Annotated in this window: 2 protein-coding genes; both read right to left on the reverse strand. The window is 45.2% G+C overall.

Annotation, left to right across the window (positions count from 1 at the left end):
• Positions 1-381: 381 nt before the first annotated feature.
• Positions 382-1,047 carry an HAD family hydrolase gene (locus tag A3750_RS11295; protein WP_068452910.1) on the reverse strand — a complete coding sequence of 222 codons (666 nt, stop codon included), beginning with the start codon at positions 1,045-1,047 and terminating at the stop codon, positions 382-384.
• On the reverse strand, positions 1,044-1,378 hold a 335-nt coding region (ubiG, locus tag A3750_RS11300), incomplete at its 5' end, for a bifunctional 2-polyprenyl-6-hydroxyphenol methylase/3-demethylubiquinol 3-O-methyltransferase UbiG (RefSeq protein ID WP_068548273.1). The genes A3750_RS11295 and ubiG, both read right to left, overlap by 4 nt.

Consider the following 1,378-nt stretch of genomic DNA (forward strand, 5'->3'; position numbering starts at 1 on the left):
GTCGCTTGGAAAAAGTTTGGCACCACGTAGCTTTTTTCGCTGATGGAGTTTCGGCATTTTGCTAGACGTTCTAGTCGTTCCTGACATTTTTCCATCACTCAGTTGTACTCTTTCCTGAAGAAGCACGTGACATACGACCTTACTTGGCACAGGCATCCCCATTATTCACCGATGATGAATACGAATGGTAAAGGCTAGGTGGTCATTCGAAGATGCTGCTCTAAATCACAGATATTAGGGTAGTTTAGCTTGCTCTGACTGCAAGCTTTTTGTGCAGAAAATGTACTGTTAAGGCGTGGGTGTATTGGTTGGCACTGATTGGTTAAATAGCTGTTTTTAGCGTGCGGCGACGAACTGCTTGGAATGATACGCAGAATCGCCTTATTGAAATTTGGTTTGTCTTTCAAAGTCACTTAGCGATGTAATGACAAAGTCAGCACTCCAGCTATCGATGTTGATCTCTTCGTCAAAATAGCCAAAGGTGACCGCAGCAGTCCGGCAACCGGCACGCTTGCCAGCGATGATGTCCCGTTCATGATCTCCCACATAGAGAATGTCTTGGGCATTCAAATCTAGCTCTCTAGATGCGAGGAGTATCCCTTCTGGGTCCGGTTTTGCGTTGCTCAAATCATCTGCGCATACCAATACTTTGCAGTTTAAGTTGAGCGATGAGCGCTCGAGAATGAGCTCTGTATAGAGCCGTGGCTTATTGGTAACGATCCCCCACGGAATCTGATTTGAATCAAGGATATTCAGTATTTCAGTCATCTCGGGGAATATCGATACTTGATGTCCCGCTACTTCAGCATAAATATCCAAAAGCTCCAAGCGGCGCTGCTCGAATGTGTCGGGGTCTAGTGAGTCATGGTCAAAGCAGAGCTGAGTGAGTGCTCTCGAACCATCAGATACTCTATTTCTAATAGTAAGCTCAGATAAACGAGGCAATTGGTAACGCTGCCTGAGTTCATGCAAGGTGACGTAGAAGTCAGGTGCGGTATCCATCAGCGTACCGTCTAAGTCGAAAAGCACGCCTCTAATTGCCATCATTTTAGCGGCTTCTTGGCATGCATAAGATAATTGACGTCAACATCCCGCGATAGCTTGTATTCCTTAATGATCGGATTGTAAGTCATACCTGTTAAATCAAGCATATCCAACTCTGCTGTTCGCACATGGTTCGCAAGCTCTGAGGGCTTAATAAACTTCTTGAACTCATGTGTCCCCTTTGGAAGCATTTTCAATATGTGCTCGGCGCCAATAATCGCGAATAAATATGACTTCGGGTTTCGATTAATCGTGCTTAGAAAAAGCTCACCACCAGGCTTTAATAATTTCTCGCATGCTTGGATGATTGAAAGAGGAGACGGCACGTGCTCAA

The sequence above is a fragment of the Oleiphilus sp. HI0079 genome, assembly GCF_001635105.1.